General features: G+C 61.0%; 20 protein-coding genes and 1 tRNA gene. 5 read left to right on the top strand and 16 right to left on the bottom strand.

Annotated elements, in window-relative coordinates:
- Positions 1–33 precede the first annotated feature (33 nt).
- Complete coding sequence (locus tag EM858_RS19475) at positions 34–879, top strand: endonuclease/exonuclease/phosphatase family protein (protein ID WP_080815877.1); 846 nt, start codon at positions 34–36, stop codon at positions 877–879.
- Between the two features lie 58 nt (positions 880–937).
- On the opposite strand, the gene EM858_RS19470 is transcribed toward EM858_RS19475, so the two are convergent.
- From EM858_RS19470 to EM858_RS19455, 4 genes are all read right to left on the bottom strand, one after another.
- Complete coding sequence (locus EM858_RS19470; protein ID WP_003522620.1) at positions 938–1,132, bottom strand: hypothetical protein; 195 nt, start codon at positions 1,130–1,132, stop codon at positions 938–940.
- Positions 1,133–1,422: 290 nt separating this feature from the next.
- Positions 1,423–4,617, bottom strand: coding sequence for a multidrug efflux RND transporter permease subunit (locus EM858_RS19465; protein WP_127757677.1), 3,195 nt, complete (start codon positions 4,615–4,617; stop codon positions 1,423–1,425).
- Positions 4,618–4,747: 130 nt separating this feature from the next.
- On the bottom strand, positions 4,748–5,935 hold the full coding sequence (locus tag EM858_RS19460; RefSeq protein ID WP_127757676.1) for an efflux RND transporter periplasmic adaptor subunit: 1,188 nt from the start codon (positions 5,933–5,935) through the stop codon (positions 4,748–4,750).
- A 56-nt stretch (positions 5,936–5,991) separates the two neighbouring features.
- The gene (locus EM858_RS19455; protein ID WP_080815883.1) at positions 5,992–6,798 is read right to left on the bottom strand and encodes an alpha/beta hydrolase; all 807 of its coding nucleotides are present in this window, start codon (positions 6,796–6,798) and stop codon (positions 5,992–5,994) included.
- 247 nt (positions 6,799–7,045) lie between these two features.
- On the opposite strand from EM858_RS19455, the gene EM858_RS19450 reads away from it, so the two are divergent.
- Positions 7,046–7,945, top strand: coding sequence for a LysR family transcriptional regulator (locus EM858_RS19450; RefSeq protein ID WP_003522616.1), 900 nt, complete (start codon positions 7,046–7,048; stop codon positions 7,943–7,945).
- Between the two features lie 9 nt (positions 7,946–7,954).
- On the opposite strand, the gene EM858_RS19445 is transcribed toward EM858_RS19450, so the two are convergent.
- Positions 7,955–8,854, bottom strand: a complete 900-nt coding sequence (locus tag EM858_RS19445) for a LysR family transcriptional regulator (RefSeq protein ID WP_127757675.1) — start codon at positions 8,852–8,854, stop codon at positions 7,955–7,957.
- Between the two features lie 161 nt (positions 8,855–9,015).
- Between EM858_RS19445 and EM858_RS19440 the strand changes: the two genes are divergently transcribed.
- Both EM858_RS19440 and EM858_RS19435 read left to right on the top strand, forming a co-directional pair.
- Positions 9,016–10,197, top strand: a complete 1,182-nt coding sequence (locus EM858_RS19440) for an MFS transporter (protein WP_127757674.1) — start codon at positions 9,016–9,018, stop codon at positions 10,195–10,197.
- A 61-nt stretch (positions 10,198–10,258) separates the two neighbouring features.
- Entirely contained in the window at positions 10,259–11,092 is an 834-nt protein-coding gene (locus EM858_RS19435) for an aldo/keto reductase (RefSeq protein ID WP_127757673.1), read from the top strand.
- Positions 11,093–11,229: 137 nt separating this feature from the next.
- Here EM858_RS19435 and EM858_RS19430 read toward each other — a convergent pair.
- Positions 11,230–11,304: transfer RNA gene (locus EM858_RS19430), tRNA-Gly, on the bottom strand.
- 384 nt (positions 11,305–11,688) lie between these two features.
- On the opposite strand from EM858_RS19430, the gene EM858_RS19420 reads away from it, so the two are divergent.
- The gene (locus EM858_RS19420) at positions 11,689–11,910 is read left to right on the top strand and encodes a hypothetical protein (RefSeq protein WP_003522612.1); all 222 of its coding nucleotides are present in this window, start codon (positions 11,689–11,691) and stop codon (positions 11,908–11,910) included.
- A 78-nt stretch (positions 11,911–11,988) separates the two neighbouring features.
- Here EM858_RS19420 and dps read toward each other — a convergent pair whose 3' ends face one another.
- The 10 genes from dps to EM858_RS19370 all read right to left on the bottom strand — a co-directional run bounded on the left by dps (position 11,989) and on the right by EM858_RS19370 (position 21,523).
- Complete coding sequence (gene dps, locus EM858_RS19415; RefSeq protein ID WP_003522611.1) at positions 11,989–12,477, bottom strand: DNA starvation/stationary phase protection protein Dps; 489 nt, start codon at positions 12,475–12,477, stop codon at positions 11,989–11,991.
- A 122-nt stretch (positions 12,478–12,599) separates the two neighbouring features.
- Positions 12,600–13,358, bottom strand: coding sequence for an ABC transporter ATP-binding protein (locus tag EM858_RS19410; protein ID WP_080815891.1), 759 nt, complete (start codon positions 13,356–13,358; stop codon positions 12,600–12,602).
- Positions 13,355–14,323 carry an iron chelate uptake ABC transporter family permease subunit gene (locus tag EM858_RS19405; protein WP_127757671.1) on the bottom strand — a complete coding sequence of 323 codons (969 nt, stop codon included), beginning with the start codon at positions 14,321–14,323 and terminating at the stop codon, positions 13,355–13,357. Before EM858_RS19405 ends, EM858_RS19410 begins: the two co-directional genes overlap by 4 nt.
- Positions 14,316–15,281 carry an ABC transporter permease gene (locus EM858_RS19400; RefSeq protein ID WP_080815896.1) on the bottom strand — a complete coding sequence of 322 codons (966 nt, stop codon included), beginning with the start codon at positions 15,279–15,281 and terminating at the stop codon, positions 14,316–14,318. Before EM858_RS19400 ends, EM858_RS19405 begins: the two co-directional genes overlap by 8 nt.
- Before the next feature lie 76 nt (positions 15,282–15,357).
- The gene (locus tag EM858_RS19395) at positions 15,358–16,293 is read right to left on the bottom strand and encodes a siderophore ABC transporter substrate-binding protein (protein ID WP_127757670.1); all 936 of its coding nucleotides are present in this window, start codon (positions 16,291–16,293) and stop codon (positions 15,358–15,360) included.
- Between the two features lie 294 nt (positions 16,294–16,587).
- Complete coding sequence (locus EM858_RS19390; RefSeq protein ID WP_003522606.1) at positions 16,588–16,845, bottom strand: hypothetical protein; 258 nt, start codon at positions 16,843–16,845, stop codon at positions 16,588–16,590.
- Positions 16,846–16,972: 127 nt separating this feature from the next.
- Positions 16,973–18,490 carry a tripartite tricarboxylate transporter permease gene (locus tag EM858_RS19385; RefSeq protein WP_020809148.1) on the bottom strand — a complete coding sequence of 506 codons (1,518 nt, stop codon included), beginning with the start codon at positions 18,488–18,490 and terminating at the stop codon, positions 16,973–16,975.
- Between the two features lie 106 nt (positions 18,491–18,596).
- Positions 18,597–19,091 (bottom strand): tripartite tricarboxylate transporter TctB family protein, encoded by a 495-nt coding sequence (locus EM858_RS19380; protein ID WP_003491894.1) that lies wholly within the window; start codon positions 19,089–19,091, stop codon positions 18,597–18,599.
- A complete protein-coding gene (locus EM858_RS19375; protein ID WP_078051664.1) occupies positions 19,088–20,032 on the bottom strand; it encodes a tripartite tricarboxylate transporter substrate binding protein in 945 nt (314 codons plus the stop codon). The genes EM858_RS19380 and EM858_RS19375 overlap by 4 nt, the downstream gene beginning before the upstream one ends.
- A gap of 423 nt (positions 20,033–20,455) precedes the next feature.
- Entirely contained in the window at positions 20,456–21,523 is a 1,068-nt protein-coding gene (locus EM858_RS19370) for an ABC transporter substrate-binding protein (RefSeq protein ID WP_233284711.1), read from the bottom strand.
- Positions 21,524–21,601: the final 78 nt, after the last annotated feature.

Raw genomic sequence — 21,601 nt, 5'->3', positions numbered from 1 at the left:
CAGGACGCTGCGCGAAACCGGAGGCATCGACGCGTGAAAAAGAACGGTTTGCTGGATGATGAAAAAACGGCCTTGACGAAAAACACCAGCCTGTCCGCCTTCGTCATGCAGTCGCTGCGCGACCGCCGCCAGCGCCAGAATGCGGCGCCAGCGACCAAAGACCATTCCTTCCCCGTCATCGCCTCCTACAATGTGCATAAATGCGTCGGCCGCGACCGCAAGTTCGACCCTGATCGCACCAGCCGCGTCATTCAGGAAATCGGCGCTGATATCATCGCGCTTCAGGAGGCGGACAGCCGTTTCGGCGAGCGTACCGGCCTGCTCGATCTTGCCCGGCTGGAGCGGGAAAGCGGCCTCATTCCCGTGCCCGTGCAGGCCGGCGTGAAGGCGCATGGCTGGCACGGCAATGTCGTGCTGTTCAAGGAAGGGGCGGTGAGGGATGTGCATACGCTGAAATTGCCGGGGCTGGAGCCGCGCGGCGCGCTCGTCGTGGAGCTGGATCTGAAAAGCGGCGGCACGCTGCGGGTCATTGCCGCCCATTTCGGCCTGCTGCGGCATTCCCGCGCCCAGCAGGCGAAAGCACTGATCGGCCTTCTGGAGGCACGCAATGAATGTGCGACCATCCTGATGGGAGACCTGAACGAATGGCGTCTCGGCAACGGGTCGTCGCTCAATACGTTCCGGGATGCTTTTGGCGCTTTGCCGCCGGCGGTGCCGAGTTTTCCCTCCAACCTGCCGGTGCTGGCGCTCGACAGGATCATCGCCAATCGTGAAGGACTGATCGAGCAGGTGGAGGCGCATGACAGCGCGCTGGCGCGCATCGCCTCGGATCATCTGCCGCTGAAGGCCGCGGTGCGGACCGACCTGCTTCCGGCCTGATCCCGCTGCGGATGAGATGCCGCAAGCAGGAGAGCGGACCCAGGCAAGTGGGAAGTCGTTACGCTGCCGTCAGATGGCTGCGCGAACGGGCTTCCAGCAACGATGTGCGAATGGCTTCCATCAGCCGCTCACGGTTGTTTCTGGTCTTGCTTCTGTCCAGGTTCTGCGCGGAAAGCGCCAGATCCAGACCTTCATGCATCACTATCGAATAGGCAACGGTCGTTGCCCAGTTTTCGTATTCCTGCTCCATCATGCAGCCCCTGAACTAAATCATTTAGTCCGAATCACCCTGTTCTTGAGAATTTACCACAAAATACAAAGCATAAAATAGCATCGTTTCTTGCCGCTCCGTCGAGTTGGTGCGGATATATTGATTTTTGACAGGTTCAATGCGGAACAATATAGGCGATTTTCCCGCTTAAGCATTTGAAACTGATTCTATTTCAGTAGAGCCGCATAGACATTTCCAGCCATAAAAACGCCGCGCATCTGATGATGCGCGGCGGGCTTGCTTCGAAGGTGGCGGTGGATGGGAGTGCGGTCTCAGCCGGCCTTTTCGAGCTTGTAGTCCGAATTGGCCGGTTCTTCCTGCTTGTGCTGGATGAGCGGGCGGTTGCCCGCCAGTTTGCGCACCAGCACATAGAAAACCGGTGTCATGAAGATGCCGAAGAACGTCACGCCGATCATGCCGGAGAACACCGCCACACCCATGGCGGCGCGCATTTCAGCACCCGCACCGGTGGAGATGACCAGCGGCACCACGCCCATGATGAAGGCGAGCGAGGTCATCAGGATCGGGCGAAGGCGAAGCCGGCTTGCCTCGATGGCCGCCTGAAGAGGCGTTCGTCCTTCAAATTCCAGCTCCCGGGCGAATTCCACGATCAGGATCGCGTTCTTCGCCGAAAGACCCACAAGGACGACAAGGCCGATCTGCGTAAAGATGTTGTTGTCCCCTCCTGTCAGCCAGACGCCTGTGAGGGCCGCAAGTACACCGAGCGGGACGATCAGGATGATCGCGATCGGCAAAGTGAGGCTTTCATATTGCGCAGCGAGCACGAGATAGACGAGCAGCAGCGCCAGCGGGAAAACCACGATGCTGGAATTGCCGGCGAGGATCTGCTGGTAGGTCAGGTCCGTCCACTCATAGTCCACGCCCGCAGGCAGGGTTTCAGCGAGGATTTTCTCCATGGCCGCCTGTGCCTGTCCAGACGAGAAGCCCGGTGCAGGACCACCGTTGATATCGGCCGCAAGGAAGCCGTTATAACGGTTGGTGCGCTCCGGTCCTGTCGTCGCATCCACCTTCAGCAGCGTCGAAAGCGGGATCATCTGGCCGGTTGCGGAGCGAACCTTCAGGCGGCCGATATCTTCCGCATGGGCGCGGAACTGCGAATCTGCCTGCACCCGAACGCTGTATGTCCGCCCGAAGGCATTGAAGTCGTTGACATAAAGCGAGCCGAGATAAATCTGCAGCGTCTGGAAGACGTCGCTGACGGAGACACCCAGCTGCTCGGCCTTGGCACGGTCGAGATCAGCGAAGAGCTGCGGCACGTTGATCTGGTAGCTGGAGAAGATGCCCGCCAGCTCCGGCGTCTGATAGGCCTTGCCGATCACCGCTTTGGTTGCTTCATCGAGCGTCTGGTAGCCGTAGCCGGCGCGGTCTTCGATCTGCAGCTTGAAGCCGCCCGTCTGGCCGAGACCGTTCACCGGCGGCGGCGGGAACATGGCGATGAAGGCATCCTGAATGCCCGCATATTTCTGGTTCAGCTGCATGGCGATGGCATTGCCTGACAGTTCCGGCGTCTTGCGCTTTTCGAAGTCGTCGAGAACCGCAAAGACGATGCCGGAATTGGAGCCAATGGTGAAGCCGTTGATCGACAGGCCGGGGAATGCGATGGCATGGCTCACGCCCGGGGTTTCCAGGGCGATGTCGCTCATGCGCTTGATGACGTTTTCCGTGCGGTCAAGCGTTGCGCCATCAGGAAGCTGGGCAAAACCGATCAGGTACTGCTTGTCCTGCGCCGGCACGAAGCCGCTCGGCACTGTCGTGAACATGCCGTAGGTGGCGGCCACCAGCGCCATATAGACGATCATGACAAGGCTCTTGCGCGTCACCAGCCCGCCGACGGTCTTGCCGTAGCCGTTCGACGCGGCGCCGAAGGCACGGTTGAAGCCGCGGAAGAACCAGCCGAGGATTTTGTCCATGAAGCGGGTCAGCCAGTCTTTCGGCGCGCCGTGTTCCTTCAGCAGCAGGGCCGCAAGGGCGGGCGACAGCGTCAGCGAGTTGATCGCCGAAATGACGGTGGAGATGGCGATCGTCAGCGCGAACTGCCGGTAGAACTGCCCGGACAGGCCGGAGATGAAGGCGAGCGGCACAAAGACGGCGACCAGAACCAGCGCGATGGCGATGATCGGGCCGGACACTTCCCGCATGGCCTTATAGGTGGCGTCACGCGGTGAGAGCCCGTTTTCAATGTTTCGCTCGACATTTTCGACGACCACGATCGCGTCATCCACCACGATGCCGATGGCCAGCACAAGGCCGAACAGGGTCAAGGCGTTGATGGAGAAGCCGAAGGCATACATAACAGCGAAGGTGCCGATGATCGAGACCGGAACGGCGATCAGCGGAATGATCGAAGCGCGCCAGGTCTGCAGGAACAGGATGACGACAAGCACCACGAGGCCAACGGCCTCGAGGAGTGTGTCAACGACCTTCTCGATGGAGGAGCGCACGAATTTCGTCGTATCGTAGACGATCTCGTATTTCACACCGTCAGGCATTGCCAGCTGCAGATTGTCCATCGTGGCGCGGACATTGTCGGCGATTTCGATGGCGTTGGAGCCCGGAGCCTGAAGCACGGCGACAGCCACGGCGGGTTCGCCGTCGAGCAGCGAGCGCAGCGTGTAATCGGCTGCACCAAGCTCGATGCGAGCGACGTCACGCAGGCGGGTGATTTCGCCATTGGCGCCGCTCTTGACGATGATGTTGCCGAATTCCTCCGGCGTCGTCAGACGGCCCTGGGCATTGACGTTGAGCTGCAGGTCGACGCCATTCGGGCTTGGCGAAGCGCCGATGACGCCGGCTGCGGCCTGCACGTTCTGCTGGCGGATGGCGTCGGAGACGTCGCTGGCGGCCAGATCATGCTCGGCCACCTTCTGCGGATCGAGCCAGACGCGCATGGAATAGTCGCCTGCGCCAAAGACCTGCACCTGGCCAACACCTTCGATGCGGGCAAGGCGATCCTTGACGTTCAGCGTCGCATAGTTGCGCAGATAGGTGATGTCATAGGCGTCGGTCTTCGAGACGAGGTTGACGACCATGATGAAGTCGGGCGAGCTCTTGACGGTGGTGATGCCGAGCGCGCGGACTTCCGCCGGCAGGCGCGGTTCGGCCTGCGACACGCGGTTCTGCACCAGCTGCTGCGCCTTGTCAGGGTCGGTGCCCAGCTTGAAGGTGACGGTCAGCGTCAGCACGCCGTCAGAGGTTGCCTGGCTGCCCATGTAGAGCATGTCCTCGACGCCGTTGATCTGTTCTTCCAGCGGTGTCGCGACGGTTTCGGCAATAACGGTCGGGTTCGCACCGGGATAGGTGGCGCGCACGACGACGGATGGCGGAACGACTTCGGGATATTCCGAAATCGGCAGGGCGCGCATGCCGAGAAGGCCTGCCACCACAATCAGGATCGACAACACGCCGGCGAATACCGGCCGGTCGACAAAAAATCTGGAAATATTCATATCCAGTCCCTCTCCGGGTCTTTGGGAATGCGAAGGCCGTTCCGGCGGCAATCCTGCCGCCGGTGAAGGCCGGTTCTGTCTGAAGGGGCGTCTCGCGGGAGGCGGGACGCTTACTGATCAAAGAGGCGGGTTACTGCGAGGCAACCTTGTCTTCCGCCTGCGGTGCGATGGTGGCGCCGGGGCGAATGCGCTGCAGGCCGTTGACGACGATCGTATCACCGGCGGCAAGGCCGCTTTCGATGATGCGCTGGCCATCGGCCGGTGCGCCCGGCTTGATCTGGCGGTAGCTCACCTTGTTTTCGGCATCGACCACGAAGACGAAGCGCTTGTCCTGATCCGTGCCGATGGCGCGGTCGCTGATGACGATGCGGTTTTCCGGCTTCGGTTCACCCATGCGCACCCGCACGAACTGGCCGGGGATGAGCCTGCCGTCCGGATTTTCGAAGACGGCGCGGACACCGATGGTGCCGCTTGCCGAATCCACCTGGTTGTCGATCAGGTGCAGCGTGCCCTTGATCGGCGTGCCTTCATCCGAAAGCGTACCGATTTCCACGGGGATCTGCTCGAGGGCGGGCAGGGCGCCATCCGTCTGCGGCAGTTCGGCAAGCGCCTTGGCCACGACGCCTTCGCTGGCGTTGAAGCTGGCATAGATCGGGTTGACCGATACCAGAGTCGTCAGCGCCGGCGAGGTCGAGCCGGCGGCGACGAGGTTACCGGCGGTGATTTCGATGCGGCCGACGCGGCCGGAAACCGGGGCGAGGATTTCGGTGTAACCAAGATCGAGCTGCGCCGTGGTCAGTGCGGCGCGGGCGGCGCGAAGCTGGGCTTCGGCATCCGCAAACGAGCTTTGACGCTGGTCGAGATCGCTCTGGGAGATGGTGCGATTGTCGGAAAGCCTGCGGCCACGGTCGAGTTCCGTTTTGGCAAGGCTGACCTTGGCTTCAGCCGAAGCGACCTGGCCCTCAGCGCCGGCAACGGCGGCCTGATAGGGGGCGGGATCGATGGTGAAGAGAGGATCGCCTTCCTTCACCAGCGCGCCTTCGCGGAAATGCACGGCCTTGATCTGGCCGGCGACGCGGGAGCGGATCTGCACCCGGTCAACGGCTTCGAGACGGCCGGAAAACTCTTCCCAGCGCATGACGTCGCGGCTTTCCACCTTGGCGACGGTGACCGGGATTGCCGGCGTTTCGGCAGGCGTGGAGGCAGCCGTGGCGTTGCGGCTGGTGGGGAGGTCGAAAAACAGTGCTGCGGCTGCAACGGACATAGCAAGCCCGATACCGGCGCCCGTCAGGGCCCGGCGCTTTGTGTTCAGCGTCATAGGTGTCTCCTTCGCCCCCGATCGGGAGCAGGTCGTTCATAAATAAATGCGAATTTTCAGTGTTTTAACTGGTCAACGAAGGTCTTGAACTCCGAACAGACGGATGAGACCCATCCTCCGCCCTCTCCTTGATAAAGCCCCGTCCAGCCGACACCGGCGGGGAAAACATGCTGCCGGACGCAGACGCCTGAGGCGATGAGCCTGTCGGCATAACCGACCGTTTCGTCGCGCAGAGGGTCGTCCTCGGCGGTAAAGATCAGCGCCGGCGCCACCCGGTTCAGCCGCGTGCACTGGCAGGGCGCGGCATAGGGGTGGAAAAACCCGCACGCCTTGGCAAGGTAATGGCTCCAGCCATCGGCCCAGCGCTGACGCATGCCGATCCTGTCCGCGTCGCGGAAGGATTCCGTCGTCATCATCGGGTCGATCATGGGCGACAGAAGAATCTGGCCTGCGAGTTTACCGGGCATGCGGTCACGGGCCTTCAAGGCAAGCCCCGCCGCCACATTGCCGCCAGCCTCTTCGCCGGCCACGAACAGCAGCGATTTCGCGCCGCCATAATGCTTGCGATCCCGGCTCAGATGATCGAGCGCCTCATAGGCGCAGTCGATGACCATCGGAAATTCGTTGCCGGACGGCTTGCTATAGTCGGCCTCCACGACCACTGCGCCGCTTTCCGCAAGCGCGCGGGCCACCGGAAGCTCGGGGCAATTGCCGCCCGGCTCGAGACCGGGTTCCAGAAACGATCCGCCGCGCAGATAAAGCACCACAGGCGGATGGCTGCAGAGGCAGGAACCTTCATAACGGCGCACGGAGAGCTTCGACGCGGACGTCTCGCTACCCATATTTTCCCAATGCGCGTTCATGAACCCAGATCCTTTGCGCCACCACTTAAAGCGTGTTGCGATCTTCTGGATAGCACCTGCGCTTTAAGTCTTTACCTTGCCGCATGTCGTCACCGCAAAACCGCCGCGCACTTTTGCGCGACATGCTCGAGACGGATCATATTGCAAAATCTGAAATCCATATTATTGTTCGGATCGAAACGATCAAGCATGCAAATTTGAAAACACTATTCCGAAATCACGGATAATCATATCTCCGAGGCAGTGAATGGATCAGCTCTCCGCCATGCGGGTTTTTACGCGTGTCGTGGAAACCGGCAATTTCAGCCGCGCCGCCACCGCGCTGAACATGCCGAAAACCACGGTCACCAATATGGTGCAGGCGCTGGAGGCGCATTTGCACACCACACTTCTTAACCGCACCACGCGCCGGGTGATGCTGACAACGGACGGCGCTCTCTATTATGAGCGGGCCTCACAGATTTTATCGGAAATCGAAGAACTTGACGGCAGCATGTCCAGCGCGCAGGTGCAGCCCTCCGGCCGGTTGCGGGTGGAAATGGCCGGTGTCTTCGCGGACCTGGTGGTTATCCCACATCTTTGCGAATTTTACCAGCGTTATCCGCAAATCCGTCTCGATCTCGGTGTCGGCGACCGTCTGGTCGATTATATCGCGGAGAATGTCGACTGCGCGCTGCGGGTCGGCGTGCTGCGCGATCAGTCGCTGATTGCCCGTAAAGTGGGCGAACTCCGGTTCGAGACATTCGCCTCGCCATCCTACATCGAAAATTTCGGCATGCCGCAAGAACCGGAGGATCTGGAGAAGGAGCATTATTCGGTGGGCTACCTCAATGCCACCACCGGCCAGATCATGCCGGCCTCCTTCGACAATGGCGTGCGCAGCGTCGAGTTGACCCCGAATTACGTTGTCTCGGTCAATGACAGCCGCACCTATCTCAATGCGGCGCTGGCCGGCATGGGCATCGTGCAGCTTCCCGTCTTCATGGTGAAGGATGCGCTTTCGCGGGGCGAGCTGGTGCCGGTGCTTTCCGAATGGCGGCGCGAGGCCATGCCGATCTATGTGGTCTATCCGCAGACCCGGCACGTGACCAACAAGGTCCGCGTTTTTGTCGACTGGCTGGCCAAGCTGGTGCACGGTCTGGTGTGAGGCGACCAGTCACCGCCCGACCCTTGCTGCGACAAAATCGATGAAGGCGCGAACGCGGGCAGCCAGATGTTCGTGACCGGCATAAACCGCGTGGATCACTTCCATCTCCTCGGCATTATAGTCTTCCAGCACCGGCACGAGCAGGCCCGCCTCGATGTCCGGCTCGATATGAAATTCGCCGACCCTTCCCAGCCCCAGGCCCGTCAGGCAGAGCCTTCGCATGGCCATGCCACTGTTGACCGAGACGTTGCCCGTTACGGGCAGTCGGTAGACTTCCGCAGAGCCGGGGTTGCGAAACGGCCATTCGTTGAGGCTGCGGCTGAAATTGAAGCTGAAGCAATTGTGCCGCGCCAGGTCCTGCGGTTTTTCCGGCATGCCGTGTCGTTCGATATAGGCGGGGGAGGCGACGATGACCCGGCGCACCTCTTTAAGCTTTCTCGCCTTCAGGGATGAATCTCCCATCGCGCCCGAGCGGATGGCGATATCGGTGCGTTCCTCGATCAGGCTGATGACGCCGTCGGTCAGCGAGATATCCAACTCGATTTCCGGATAAAGCGACAAAAATTCCGGCGCAAGCGGCAGGAGATAACGTTCGCCGAAGCCCAGCGTGGCGTTGACGCGCAAAAGGCCGCGCGGCACCACCTTGCCGCCGCTCGCCACGATCTGCTCGGTCTCGGCTATGTCGGCGAGAATGCGCCTTGCCCGCGCAAGATAGACTTCGCCCTCCGGTGTAAGCGTGACAAGCCGGGTGGAGCGGGCAAGCAGCCGAGTGCCGAGGCGGTCTTCGATACGGGTGACAAGCTTGCTCACCGCCGAGGGTGAAAGCTTCAGCCTGCGCCCGGCGGCGGAAAAACTGCCGAGTTCAGCCGCCGCCACGAAGACTTCCATTTCTCCGGCCCGATTGTCCATCGCCGCACCACCTGTGAAATCAATTCAAAGGTATTTATCCGACCTTACCGATTATCATGCAAGTCCCCTTCGCCCATATTGCGTCCATAGATTTGATCCAACCGGACGGCGTCGCTGTCCAGAACGCCCGCGATCCCGCTCCGGGCGAAGAGGTATTCGTCATGCCATTGGCCATATTTGCCCTGACGATCGCGGCCTATGCGATCGGCACCACGGAGTTCGTCATCGTCGGCCTTCTGCCGACGGTTGCCAACGATCTTCACATTACCCTGCCGCTTGCCGGCCTCATCGTCAGCGTTTATGCGCTTGGCGTCACCTTCGGTGCGCCGATCCTGACGGCGCTGACCGGCAGGATCGAAAGAAAGCCGCTGCTGCTCGGCCTGATGGCCCTGTTCATCATCGGCAACAGCGCGGCGGCCCTGTCGCCCAGCTATGAGATGCTGCTTGTCGCCCGCGTCATCGCCGCCTTCGCCCATGGCGTCTTCTTCTCGGTCGGCTCCACCATCGCCGCCGATCTCGTGCCGGAAAATCGCCGCGCCTCGGCCATCGCCATGATGTTCATGGGGCTCACGGTCGCCATCGTCACCGGCGTTCCGCTCGGCACCTATATCGGGCAGGTTTTCGGCTGGCGCGCGACCTTCTGGGCCGTTGCCGCCCTTGGCGTCATCGCCTTCTTCGGCATCGCAGCGCTTCTCCCGAACACCCTCAAGAAGGCGCCGCCGGCGAGCCTCTTCGATCAGGTCCGTGTTCTTGGCTCCGGTCGCCTGCTCATCGTTTTCGCCATGACCACGCTCGGTTACGGCGGCACCTTTGTCGCCTTCACCTTCCTTGCGCCGATCCTGCAGGATGTCACCGGCTTTTCGGAAAAGAGCGTCAGCCTGATCCTCGTGCTTTACGGCATCGCCATTGCGGCCGGCAATATCGGCGGCGGCAGGATCGCCAACCATAACCCGGCAAGGGCGCTGATCGGCCTCTTCCTGGCGCAGGCCATCGTACTGCTCGTCTTTTCCTTCACCGCCTTCTCGCCGGTGCTGACGCTCGTCACGCTTGCCGCGCTCGGTTTCCTGTCCTTCGCCAATGTTCCAGGCCTGCAGCTTTATGTGGTGCAGCTTGCCAAGGAACATCGCCCCGGCGCCGTCGATGTCGCCTCGGCGCTCAACATCGCCGCCTTCAACCTCGGCATCGCCATTGGCGCATGGCTTGGCGGTCTGGTGGTAGAATCACCGATGGGTCTTGCCGCAACCCCGTGGGTCGGCGCCATTCTCGTCGCCGTGGCCCTGCTCTTGACCCTCTGGAGCAGCGCGCTCGACCGCCGCGCCGCGCTGACCCTGAAAACCGCCTGAACTTTCCGTAAAATTCCCGGCCGCTCCCAAGTCGGCCGGGCCGCTTCAAAGGAGAAAATATATGTTTGATGTCACCGCAAATGGCGCTTCGATCCCGGCACTGGGTTTCGGCACGTTTCGTATTCCCGGTGCGGATGTGCTGCGCATCGTTCCCCATGCGCTGAAAGCCGGTTTCCGCCATATCGATACCGCCCAAATCTACGGCAACGAAGCGGAAGTTGGTGAAGCCATTGCTGCTTCGGGTGTGGCGCGCGGCGAAGTGTTTCTCACCACCAAGGTCTGGGTCGAGAACTACAGGCACGAGGCCTTCCTCGCCTCCGTGGATGAGAGCCTGAAAAAGCTGAAGACCGATTATGTCGACCTTCTGCTGCTGCATTGGCCGAATGAGGCGGTTTCGCTTGCCGAACAGATCGGCGCGCTGAACGCGGTTAGGCAAGCCGGCAAGGTTCGCCATATCGGCGTTTCCAATTTCAGCACGGCGCTGATGGCCGAGGCGGTGAAGCTGTCCAGCGCCCCGATCGTGACCAACCAGATCGAATACCACCCCTATATCGATCAGGACGTGGTCATTGCCGCGGCAAAGGCCGCCGGCATGTCTGTGACGGGGTATTACGGCATGGCCGATGGCAAGGTCTTCACCGATCCGGTGCTGAAGGAAATCGCCGCAGGCCGTGGCAAGTCGGTGGCGCAGGTGGTGCTGCGCTGGCTCGTGCAGCAGCAGGGTGTCATCGCACTGTCGAAAACGGTCAGCGAAGCGCGCGTCGATGAAAATCTCGCCATCTTCGATTTCGAGCTTTCCGCCGATGAAATGGCGGCGATCCGCGCGCTTGCCAGGCCGGATGGCCGCATCGTTTCGCCGGAAGGGCTTGCACCCGTCTGGGACAAGGCCGCCTGAGAATGAGGACCGGGAAGGGAGCGCTCTTCCCGGTTTCCCCATGCATGGAATCCTCGCGCATTTCGCGCGGCACAGCCCATGGAAACGACGCGTCTCACATCGGGTGCAGTGAAGATTTATCTGCTGTTCTGGAAATTTGGAGCGGGCGAAGGGATTTGAACCCTCGACCCCAACCTTGGCAAGGTTGTGCTCTACCCCTGAGCTACACCCGCTCAAATCCACCGGTCCGGGGTAGTTCGCTGAACCGTGGGCCGCCAAGCGGCGACGGGTGCTATATCGCTCAATCGTTTTTGGAATGCAACAGTTTCTTTTGCGGTTTCGGTGGAAATCCGCCTGTGTGCGGATTTATCCGAAATCTGGCGGCCATCGCGGGCTGAAGCGCAGGGAATTTCCGCTGAAGATATTGTTTCAGCTGGTTTTTATCTCCCTGTCCTGGGGTGGCGGCCGGCGGGAAGGCCAGGAAATAACCTATTTACATTTGGTTAAAATCTGATTCGACAAGTGATTCGTTCGGGTGTACAAATTCCCTGTCCACAAGAAAAATCGAAACGATATTGGGAACGATACTTGGCATATCATCATCGGGAGGATGAGCCTTGTCGTACGCAGCTTTTGAACGGGTTGGCGCACAATTGTCGCCGGAGCAGATCACCGATCTGCAGACTATTTTCGATGGCGTATGTTTCGAATGTTTTCAAGACCGCAGCAGCCATGTTGCCAATGAGTGCGCGGCGGTTTTGATCCGTAGCGCCCAGCGCGGCATTCTCGACCATGAGATGTTGCGCGATATCGGTCTTGCGGTTTTACGTCGGCACTGATTGCGCCACATGACAATAAAAAAGCGCCCGAGCATCTCGGGCGCTTTCGTGTGTGTTGTGGCGGGAGCCGCTTCCGGTTCAGCTCTTTTCCTGCACATGCGCTTCAAGGAACCAGAGCGACTTGTCGAGATCGCGCGAGGCGGCGGTGAAGATGTCCGCCGTCGTCGGGTCGCCCGCCTCGTCGGAATCGTCGATCGCCTTGCGGATCATGTTCGCGACCTCGCCATAACGCTCGATCAGTTCGTCGAGATGGTCGTGGATCTTGTAGATATCGGTCGGATACGCCTTGAGCTTCGTCGTCGAAGAGACCGATTGCAGGCTGCCGAGCGCCGTGCCGCCAAGCTGGACCACACGTTCGGCAATCGTGTCGCCATGATTGTCGAGCTGGGTGCGGAAAGTGTCGAGAAGTTCATGCACGGCGATGAATTGCGGGCCCTTGAGGTTCCAGTGCGCCTGCTTGGTGATGAGCGCAAGGTCGATAACCGAGGCCAGCGATTCGTTGAGAATGCCGATCACGGTCGACTTGGCGTTGGAAGGCAGGTCGTTCTTCGTCTTGTGCGTCTTCATCGATGTCTCCTGAAGTTGCGGACGGAATGCCGCTTTGGAAAAGTCCGTCGTTTAACGTCCGGGCCTGAGGCCCTGTTCCATGTTAGGCAACATGACAGCGAAAATCCTGCACAATCATCATGTCATTCGTAAAACAGGCAGATGCGCCGGCCGTCTATCTCATTGACGCGGATCGGCATGTCATAGATGTCCTTGAGGACGTCCGGCCGGATGATCTCTTCCGCCGGCCCCTGATGGCAGATGCGGCCCTCGCGCATGGCGATGATGGTGTCGGAATACCAGGAGGCGAAGTTGATGTCGTGCAGCACCAGAACCACGGTCTTCTTCAGCTCGTCAGCTGCCTTGCGCATGATCTTCATCATGCTGGAAGCGTGTTTCATGTCGAGATTGTTGAGCGGCTCGTCGAGCAGCACGTAATCGGTATCCTGGCACAGCACCATGGCCACGAAGGCGCGCTGGCGCTGGCCACCGGAAAGCTCGTCCAGAAACCGGCCGGCAAGGGTTTCGAGATTGAGATATTCCAGCGCCCGGTCGATATGGACCTTGTCCTCGATGGTGGGGCGGCCCTTGGAATAGGGGTACCGGCCGAAACCGACGAGATCGCGCACTGTCAGGCGCGAGGAGATGTGGTTGTCCTGCCGCAATATGGAGAGCCGCTTGGCCAGCGTATCGGAAGGGGTTTTCGTGACATCCAGACCGTCCACCGTCACGGTTCCGGCATCCATCGACATCAGCCTTGCGACGATGGAAAGCAGCGTCGATTTTCCAGCACCGTTCGGCCCGATGATGGAGGTGACGCCGCCTGCCGGAATGGAGACGGAGACGCCATCGACGACGAGGCTGTCGCCATAGGATTTGCTGATCTGACTGGCGATGATCATCGCGCACCCCGCTTCAGAATAAGACCGATAAAGACGATACCGCCCAGAAATTCGATGATGATCGAGAGCGCCGTATCGAAGGCGAAGACCCGCTCCAGCACCACCTGACCGCCGACGAGGCAGATCACGGCGATGAGGATCGCCGCCGGCAACACATAGGCGTGTTTGCCGTTGCCGGTGAGATAATGGGCAAGGGCTGCGACCAGCAGGCCGAAGAACATGACCGGGCCGACGAGCGCCGTGGAGACGGCGACCAGCACGGAGACCAGCACGAGGATGATGGTGACCTTGCGCTTATATTCGACCCCGAGGCTGATGGCCGTTGCGCGGCCGAGCGAGAGAACGTCGAGCGTGTGCATGAGCCTGAGCCCGATGATGGTCACCACGCCGACGATGGCGGCGGAGACGGCAAGAAGCGTCGGATCGATGGAATTGAAGCTGGCGAACAGCACATCCTGCAGCACCGTATATTCATTGGGGTCGAGCACGCGCTGCATGAAGCCCGAGAGGCTGCGGAAGAAGACGCCGAAGACGATGCCCACCAGCACCAGAAGATGCAGGCTGCGTTCCGCGCCGACGAAAAGCCAGCGATAGAGCAGGGCGGAAAAGGCGACGAGCAGCGCGGTCTCCGTGAGAAACTTCAGCTGCGGATCGATCAGGACGACGGTTGCCGAGCCGAAGACGAAGATCAGCCCGGTCTGCATCAACACGTAAAGCGAATCGAAACCCATCACCGAAGGGGTGAGGATGCGGTTGTTGGTGACCGTCTGGAACAGCACGGTGGAGACCGCGATGGCATAGGCCACCAGCAGCAGCGACAGAAGCTTGATGCCGCGAAACGGCAGCACGAAGCTCCAGCTGCCCTTGGCGCCCAGCGTCATGAAGGCGGCCATGGAGATGAGTGCGAATGCCGCAAGCACGAGCAGAACGGTTTTTGCACGCCGGTCGGGATGTCTCTCACGCATGGTGGCGTTTCCGCAGCAGGAGATAGAGGAACAGCGCGCTGCCAATGACGCCGACCACGGTTCCGATGGGTATTTCGTAAGGCGCGCGCACGGTCCGGCCGATGATGTCGCAGGAAAGCACGAAGACCGCGCCGAGCGTCGCCACCCAGGGCACCGAGCGGCGCATATTGTCGCCGATCATCAGGCTGACGACATTCGGCACGATCAGCCCGAGAAAGGGGATCATGCCGACGGTGACGACGACGACCGCGCTCACCAGCGAAACGATGGTGAGGCCGAGCGCCATGACCCGGCGATAGTTGAGGCCGAGATTGGTGGTGAAGTCGCGGCCCATGCCGGCCACGGTGAAGCGGTCTGCGGCGAGATAGGCGGCGATGGCGAAAAGGAAGCCGACCCACAGCAATTCATAACGGCCGCGTAGCACCCCGGAAAAATCTCCCGTCATCCATGCGCCGAGCGATTGTAGAAGGTCGAAGCGATAAGCGAAGAAGGTGGTGACGGCGGAGATGACGCCGCCCAGCATGATGCCGATCAGCGGCACCAGCAGCACGTCGCGCAACGGCACCTGCCTCAGGATACGCAGGAACAGCGCGGTGCCGGCGAGCGCGAAAACGGCGGCCACCAGCATCTTGCCGAAGATCGGCGTATCCGGCGCCAGCAGGGTGATGGTGAGCAGGCCAAGGCCGGCGGATTCGGTGGTGCCCGCCGTCGAAGGTTCCACGAAGCGGTTACGCACCAGCATCTGCATGATGAGCCCGGCAATCGCCATCGAGCTTCCGGCCAATATCAGCGCCAGCGTGCGCGGAATGCGGCTGACGAGCAGCACGCGCAGCGCGTCCGCGCTGGTATCAGGCGAAAAGAGCGTGGCGAGCGAGACATTGCTGACGCCGACGAACAGGCTGGTGATGGCGAGCACCAGAGCCAGAAGAAGGGCTGATATCAGTGAAAGGGACTTCACGTTGGCGGTTTCCGGAAAAGGCGAAAGCTCCCGGTAGCCTCAAGCCATCGGGAGCCCTGATGTTGTTCGGCAGGGGTTATTTCTTCTCGGAGACGGCCTTGTAGACCTGATCGAGCAGGGTGGAGAGCGCCGTATAACCGCTGCTGACGATATAGGCCGCCTGCGGATCGAGATAGACGATCTGCTTTTTCTTCCAGGCATTGGTCTGGTGCACCAGCTCGTTGTCCAGCACCTGGGCTGCCGCCTTGCCGGGATCGGTGGCGCGGCCGATGCCGGCGTCGCGGTCGATCACGAACAGCCATTCGGGGTTGACCTCGGCCAGATATTCGAAGGAGACGACATCGCCGCGGTCGAAGCGGTCGTCGATGTCGGCTGCGACCGGCTTGAAGCCGATTTCGGTGTGCAGCCAGCCGGTGCGCGAGCTTGGGCCATAAACGCCGACCTTGCCGGCATTGGTGACGAGGATCATCGCCGTGCCGGAGTTGGGTGCGATTTCCTTCAGCTTCGCCACTTTTTCATCGATGGCGGCATCGAGCTTCCTGGCTTCTTCCTGCTTGCCGAAAATATCGCCGAGCTTGGTGATGTTGGCTTTGACGCTGCCGATGAATTCCTTGGAATCCACCGACATGTCGATGGCGGGCGTGATCTTCGCAACGTCCGGATATTTCGCCCGCGAACGGCCGCCGACGATGACGAGATCGGCCTCGACCGCATTGATAGCCTCATAATCGGGCTCAAACAGCGTGCCGACCTTCAGATATTTGCCGTCGGCATATTTCTGCAGATAGGTGGGCAGGTTGGAGCCGACGACACCGGCGGGCTCGACGCCGAGCGCATCGAGATTGTCGAGCGAGGGAATATCGAGAACCAGAACCTTCTTCGGCGCCGCCTTCAGCACGGTCTCGCCCTGCGCATGCTTGATCGTCATTTCTTCGGCACTTGCCGTCATTGCGCCAAGGCTGAAGGCCGCTGCTGCCAGCAGCCGAAGGGGGAAGGTGAAGTTGATGGCCACTTATATATCCCTTGCACTATGTTCCGGGCCGGCGGAAGCGATCCCACCGGGTTAACTTGATGTTGGCGATCAGCTTTATTGGCAAGGTCGGCGGAAATCAAAATTATGTTTTAGAACGGTTCTGAATTGCCGTGAGCGGGAAAGGGGAGCCGCGCATAGCAAGACTCGTTGTGATCGCCGGACCTAGGACGCAGCCTAGCCACGACATCCGTCATGCCGGATCAAATCCGGCATGACGGTAAGAGTGGTCAGTCGTGGTAGAAGCGGGAACCACATCAAGGCCCATATCTTCCATCAATCCGGCGGCCAGTCGCCGACGATTTCGCGTCTCTCCAGTTTCAGCGACCGGTCCGGTTGCACGCGGTAGGTCTCGATCGCCAGCCGCCCGTCGCCCATCACGAATTCATTGCTGAGCGTGCTGCCGATGGGGGATTTGGTGAGTTTGGTGCGAGGCTGTCCGCCATAGGTGATGCTGCCGGGAATGGGCTCGACATCGGGGGCGGTGGTGCAGCCGGCAAGCGCCAGAACCATCATGATCGCAATCGTGCGCATGTCTTTCTCCTGCGGTTGGCGCAATTCTATCATGGGCGTGCGTGCATCACACATCCCGTTGGCGTGAATAAAAAAGGCCCCGCATCCGGAGATACGGGGCCAGTTGCCTTGGGAGGTTCTTTGTTTCTCAGTCCTCGTTGGCGGCAAGCTGCGTCAGCACTTCGCCACGGCCGCGGATACGCATGATGAGCGGGATGATGAAGGCGGCGGCTGCCACGATGAAGAGACCAACGGCAATCGGCGAGGTGAACAGTACCGTCGGATCGCCCTGACCGATGGCGAGCGCGCGGCGCAGCTGCTGTTCCGCAAGCGGGCCGAGGATGAGGCCGACGACCGCAGGCGCAATCGGATAACCGAAGATGCGCATGATATAGCCGAGGATGCCGAAGGCGAGCAGCATGCCGAGTTCGAAGACCGACGGGTTGGCGCCGATGGTGCCGAGCGTCGCAAACAGCAGGATGCCGGCATAAAGCCAGGGCTTCGGAATGGTCAGCAGCTTCACCCACAGGCCGACGAGCGGCAGGTTCAGAACCAGCAGCATCAGGTTGGCGATGAACAGGCTGGCGATCAGGCCCCAGACGAGCTGCGGATTGGTTGCGAACAGCAGCGGGCCGGGCTGGAGGCCATATTGCTGGAAGCCGGCGAGCATGATGGCGGCGGTCGCCGTCGTCGGCAGGCCGAGCGTCAAGAGCGGAACCAGCGTACCGGCGGCGGACGCATTGTTGGCGGCTTCCGGACCGGCCACACCTTCGATGGCGCCATGGCCGAATTCTTCCGGATATTTGGTCAGCTTCTTTTCGGTGGCGTAGGACAGGAAGGTGCCGATTTCAGCGCCGCCCGCCGGCATGGCGCCGATGGGGAAGCCGATCAGCGTGCCGCGCAGCCAGGCTTTCCAGGAGCGTGCCCAGTCCTGCGCGCTCATCCAGACGGAGCCTTTCACGGCTTCGACCTTGTCCGGGCCGGTGCTGCCCTGGGCGACGATGAACAGCGTTTCGCCGATGGCGAACATGGCCACCGCAAGCGTCGTCACTTCCACGCCGTCGAGCAGGTCGGGAATGCCGAAGCTCATGCGGGTCTGGCCGGTCAGCTGGTCGATGCCGACGATGGCAAGCGCAAAGCCGATGAACAGCGAGGTAAGGCCGCGCAGCGCCGAGTCCCCGAAGGCGGAGGAAACGGTGACGAAGGCGAGCACCATCAGCGCGAAATATTCACGCGGGCCGAAGACCAGCGCCAGCTTGACGATATAGGGCGCGATGAAGGCGAGCGCGATGGTGGCGATGAGGCCGGCGACGAAGGAGCCGATGGCGGCGGTGGCCAGCGCCGGACCGCCTCTGCCCTTGCGGGCCATCTTGTTGCCTTCGAGCGCAGTCACGATCGAGGCGCTTTCGCCCGGCGTGTTGAGCAGGATCGAGGTGGTCGAGCCGCCATACATGCCGCCATAATAGATGCCGGCGAACATGATGAGCGAACCGGCGGGATCGAGCCGGTAGGTGACGGGCAGAAGCAGCGCCACGGTCAGCGCAGGGCCGATACCGGGCAGGACGCCGACGGCGGTGCCGAGCGTGACGCCGATCAGCGCATAGAGCAGGTTCATGGGTTGGGCGGCAACCTCAAGACCGTGCAGCAGGAATTCAAAGGTACTCATGGACAGATGTCCCCCAAGTGGACCCGATGGGCGGGCGGAACGACTGGCTTTTGCGTCATCGCGCGCCAATTGTTCCTGTGATCTCGAATTTTGGTCGGAATGGCTGTTAGAAGAGCAGCCGTTCCAGAGGCCCGGCGGGCAGTGAAAGCTGCAGCAGCCGCGCGAAGATGAACCAGATGAAGAAGCTCAGGGCGATGCCGATGGGGATCGAATACCAGAGCTTGCGTTTGCCGAAGGCGCGCGCCGTAAAGGCGAAGAGCAGGCCGGTGGCGATGGAGAAACCGGCAATGTTCAGCAGCAGCATCTGTGCGGCAAGGCCGGCGACGACCCAGATAACCGGGGCGATTTCCTGTTTGTCGCGTTCGGGAAAATCACCGCGCCAGGCCTCGATGGCTGTCCACAGCGCCAGGCCGATAAGACAGAAGCCGATAGCATAAGGCACCGTTGCCGGGCCAACCGGCGAATAGCCGGTGACGCTGGCGAGGCGCGCGCTGTCCCAGAAGATCACCGAGGCGATGATGACGAGGAAGATGGCGATCGCCAGCGCCGCCCAGTCAGGGCGGCGCTTTTGATGCTGCGAAGGGTTGGAACCCTGGCTCATTTTACCAGTCCGATGTCTTTGAGGATGGCGGCGGTGGCGTCGGTATCCTTGGCGAGCTGCGCCTTGAATTCGTCACCGGCGAGATAGGTGTCCATCCAGCTCTTGGTCTTCAGGGTTTCCTGCCACTTGGCGGACTTTACCAGCTTTTCGATGTCGGCATTGACGGCCTTTTCCTGCTCCGGCGTCAGGCCGGGAGGAGCGGCGACCATGCGCCAGTTCTGGACGACGACATCAAGGCCGCTTTCTTTCAGCGTCGGCGCATCGACGCCTTCCAGCTTCTCTTCGCTGGAAACCGCGAGCAGGCGCAGCGTGCCGGCCTTTACCTGGCTTTCGAATTCGCCGTAGCTCGAAATACCGGCGGTCACCTGCGAACCGAGGATCGACGCAAGTGCTTCGCCGCCGCCGGAATAAGCGATGTAGTTGATCTTGGTCGGATCGACGCCGGCCGCCTTGGCGATCAGGCCAACGGCGATATGGTCGGTGCCGCCGGCGGAGCCGCCGCCCCAGGAAACGCTGCCCGGATCCTTCTTGAGCTGGTCGATGAGGTCGCCAATGGTCTTCAGCGGCGAAGATGCCGGAACGACGATGGCTTCATATTCGCCGGTCAGACGGGCGATCGGCGTTACTTCCTTAAGCGTGACGGGCGCGTTGTTGGTGAGGATCGCGCCGACCATCACGTAACCGCCGACGATGAGGGCGTTCGGGTTGCCCTTCTGCTGGCTGGCGAACTGCGCAAGACCGATGGTGCCGCCGGCGCCCGGTACGTTCTGCACCTGAACGCTCTTGGAAATGCCTTCTTCCTGCAGCACGGTCTGCAGGGAGCGCGCGGTCTGGTCCCAGCCGCCGCCGGGATTGGCCGGGGCGATGATGGTGTAATCCGCTGCAACCGCCGGAAGCGCGATCACGCCCGCCAGGAATGTGCCGATAAGAAAATGCTTCACTTGGAAAACCCTCCTCAGGTGCCCTTTTTGGGCGTCGTTTTTCGTTTATGCGGGGGGCTTTTCGGACGCGTCTGCGCCGGCGCTGAATGCTCAGCGTGGGGCCTTGGCAATCCTGGATTTCCTCCCGCATCTTCTTCCGCCTCCACGGAATGAAGAAGAATTGCAGAGCATCACAGAAAGCTGTCATCTAACTGACGCTACGCAAGTCCTTGCGCATTTACTCTCTATTAATTTGTATCGGACGTCTACTGTGGCGTGTGGGATGGCTTTGTTTTGCGCCTTTGAAGCTTGCTCCACACCCTCATTCCTGTGCCTGTCACAGGAATCCAGCCGACGCGCGTCTGCGCGGCGAGAAGAGTCCTTTCAGCCCAAGGACTTGGTCTGGCTAGATTCCTGTGACAAGCACAGGAATGAGGGGGGAAACTACTGCGAGCGCAACGCCTCATTCCAGCGCTCAATCAGGCGGCTGCGTTTCACCTGATCCAGATAGACCATCAGGCCGGGGCTGACGGGCACGGGGCGCAATTGCGCGCCGTGGATGGCCTGCATGGTGTTGGCGGTGTTTTCGCCCGCCACTTCCGGACTGACGGCGGGTATCTGCAGCTGCCGGGCCATGATCGTCTGGCCCTCCTTCGACATGAAGAATTCCAGATAACGGCGGCCGAGCGCCGGGTTGGCGGCGGCTTCCGGCACCAGTCCGATACGCGACATGACGACGGTATAGTCTTTTGGCAGCACGATGCCGACATCGGGGTGGCGCGAGGCCCAGTCGGCCGCATAGGAGCCGAGAATATTGTAGCCGAGCACGAAGCGTCCGTCGGAAACGCGCTCCAGAATGGCCGAGGAGGTGGAGTAGACCTTCACGCCCGCCGCGCCCATCGCCTTGATGACGTTCCATATATCGCCGAACTGCTCCTGATCGCGCGACATGAACAGGAAGCCGACGCCGGAGCGTTCGATGTCGTAAGTTGCGATGCGGCCATGCACTTGCCTGGCGTGGCGTTCGAGATAATCGACGAATTCGGCGCGGCTGGCTGGCGGTTCTTCGGTGGTGAAGCTCGGCTTGTGATAAACGAAAACCGCCGGCTCGAAGGTCAACGCGTAAGCGGTGTTGCGCCAGTTGGCCCAGGCGGGCCAGCGGGCGCTCATGGCGAGATCCGAGCGCTGGGCATAACCGTCATTGCTCAGCTTCACCTGCAAATCCATGGCAGAGGAAAAGGCGAAATCGGCGGTTTTTTTGCCGGCGTCGGTTTCCTTCACGATGCGGTCGTAGATTTCGCCGGTCAGCATATCCTCATAATGGACGGCGATATCGGGGTTGGCCTTCTGGAAACCCTCGATCATCGGCGTCGCCAGCGGTTCATCCAGCGAGGAATAGACCACCAGCGTTTCGGCATCCGCCTTGCCGGAGGGTGCCGGAAAGATGGCGACTTGCGCAAGCGCCGGCGAGGCCATGCAAAGACAGAGACAGAGAAGAAGGCAGATACGCATGGAAAAGATCATGCAGCAGGCGCGGGCCATTCACAAGCGGTAAGGGTCTGGTTAAACTCGGCAATGCTGTGGGAGGGA

It is taken from the genome of Agrobacterium sp. CNPSo 2736 (assembly GCF_004005385.1).
Taxonomy (GTDB): Bacteria; Pseudomonadota; Alphaproteobacteria; order Rhizobiales; family Rhizobiaceae; genus Agrobacterium; species Agrobacterium leguminum.
Note: the sequence above shows the minus strand (reverse complement) of the source record. Positions and strands in the feature narration are given on the sequence as shown.